At 32.1% G+C, this 2,257-nt stretch carries 3 protein-coding genes and 1 pseudogene; all 4 read right to left on the bottom strand.

Annotated elements, in window-relative coordinates:
* On the bottom strand, nucleotides 1-487 hold a 487-nt coding region (locus GH715_RS20260), incomplete at its 3' end, for a hypothetical protein (RefSeq protein ID WP_163578799.1).
* Nucleotides 488-503: 16 nt separating this feature from the next.
* The gene (locus tag GH715_RS20255; RefSeq protein ID WP_153837089.1) at nucleotides 504-1,343 is read right to left on the bottom strand and encodes a hypothetical protein; all 840 of its coding nucleotides are present in this window, start codon (nucleotides 1,341-1,343) and stop codon (nucleotides 504-506) included.
* 492 nt (nucleotides 1,344-1,835) lie between these two features.
* Nucleotides 1,836-2,057, bottom strand: a complete 222-nt coding sequence (locus tag GH715_RS20250; RefSeq protein ID WP_153837088.1) for a hypothetical protein — start codon at nucleotides 2,055-2,057, stop codon at nucleotides 1,836-1,838.
* A pseudogene (locus GH715_RS20245) lies at nucleotides 2,057-2,257 on the bottom strand (hypothetical protein); the annotation flags it as partial. The gene GH715_RS20250 and the pseudogene GH715_RS20245, both read right to left, overlap by 1 nt.

The following is a 2,257-nucleotide window of genomic DNA, read 5'->3' as shown; positions in this document are numbered from 1 at the left end:
CTTCGGTATTGATTCCCAATCTATTAAATCCTTCTAGTACTTCACTAGCTTCTCTTGCAGTATACATAATATTAATTCTTCCAGTCTCTGCAAACGTCTGTAAATGAGTTAAAAATTGCCTGTTTTTCTCTAGATGGACACGTTTCTCATCACTAATTTGATTATCGTAATGCAGTGTTTGAACGTAACTTGAATTTGAATCATTATTAAATTGATAGTTTATCAATCCATAATCTGTATCCACACTGTATACTTTGTTTTCTTCAATAGTTAAATTGTAATTTCTGTCAACCTGTAACCGTGGTGAAATAGATTTATCATTGTATTTCACTTTATTAGTTTTGGGATTATATATTTCTACATTCTTATTAGAATGAACACCATCAGTTCTCTCTATTGATTGTGAAACTGTGTTACGGAAATTTTGTTGTTGGACATTACTTTTATCAAAATAATTATTTAGTAATCTTTGAATACTAGAGACCATTTGACCTTTTCAAACCTCACTTCATCTCTATTTTATAATCTAAAGTAATCTTTGGAGTTAAAGTATAGGTAGCAGTTTCGCCTGGATAAAAGTCGGCAGAATGCCTAAATGCCCAACCCTGCTTTACCAAGATTTGATCACTCTTAGGTGCAACATCTAAATCACTAGGGCTATATAAAGGATAGGTTGCATCTATCCAATTTAAGCTAGAATTAGGTCTCAAACTTCTTTTTATACTATAAAGGCTAAGAGAAGATCGGTTAACTTCAGTACCCCCCACTGTAAAGCCTGTTAATATCGAGCCTTCAGGTATAGAATCTATGTCTGATAAATCAAAGTATTGTATCCTACTGGTAGTGTTAGTAGGTGTTAAAGACGAATTCAGAAGATTGATTTGGTACTCATTTCCATAATATAAATAAATAGGTTCCCCAACTATGACTCTTAAACTATAGGGATATTGGGTTCTCCCATCATCTGAAGGTGTGATGAATAAGTAATAGTCACCATAATTGTCAGTTGGGAATTCTACTTGTCTACTACCTTCCTCGCCAATTTCATTTCTTTGTATAATAGTATTACCATTCGAATCAGTTATCACTATGTCATAGTTTTTTTGTGATACAATAGTTAATTTCTCTGTAGGGTTCATTCCTAACTCAATTTTATAAACTCTACTGTCAGTATCTGAGTTGATTTCAGTTAGGTGATTCTTCTCCGGCATTGTTCTATCGGTCTTATCGTTTCTAGGCAATTCTATGGCATCTTCTACTTGATCCGGGGTGCTCGTATCCGCACTAATAGCAATTGGGGACATTAATAAAGTTACAAGAAATATTAAAATAAACTTTTTCATTTTGAGTACCACCTTTCAAAAATTTTGGGAATTGATTAACTTACAACTACAACAAATATAATAGTCATTATAAAGCTATAAGTAATATCCCTCCTTAAAAAGATATTATTTTTAATATCGGAAAAAATCCCATTAATTTAATAGATATAATGTACTATTTTTTATTTAATTTTTATTCAAATTTTCAATTTATATTTAGATTCGCACTAATTATACATTGCATTAGGTATTGCAACAGAAGGCTTTTGAACTAAAACTTTACTATAACTATATGGGTAGATGAATAGAAAAGTAAATTAAATGCTTTTTTTATAGTTTTTTAACTTCTAAAGTATATTGGATATTTTTTTCATAATTCATCTATAACGAAAGAGCATCTTTATGGAATTTAGTTAACTTTGGTATTCGTTTTTCCATATTTCTAAAGAAATTGAAGAAGGGTGAATTATAAGCCCTTTTCCACTATATATTCCGAAGACCCAAATAAACTAACTACAAGCAAGGCTCTTCCATGATTTTAGTGGCTACTTCATTTCTAACAAGTTCTTCCAATGCTGAAATAGCTTCATTTCCGGAATACTGTTCTGCGGTAAGTAGGATGTAACCATTGATGTTAATGCTGCGACCTTCATTAGCTGCTTTGAATTGTACATGAACTGAATCAATCGCATCATCTTTATAGCGCATGTTTACACCTGTAATTTGTATGTTCATTATGCCTCACCTCCTTCAAATTGATCACAAAGATAATCATAAATAACGGCTTCTTTACCGCTAAATTCTTTATTACAGTTAAGAAGTACATTTTTCACCGTTTTCAACATTTCTTTGTTGTCTCCACCGTCAATGACCAGCTGTTCCGCTCCGGCTGCCCCCTTCCCTCGTATGATATAGGTAACCTTAATTTTAAGGTA

Origin of the sequence: Gracilibacillus thailandensis, from assembly GCF_010994055.1 — a bacterium.
Classification (GTDB): domain Bacteria; phylum Bacillota; class Bacilli; order Bacillales; family Amphibacillaceae; genus Gracilibacillus; species Gracilibacillus lacisalsi.
Note: the sequence above shows the minus strand (reverse complement) of the source record. Positions and strands in the feature narration are given on the sequence as shown.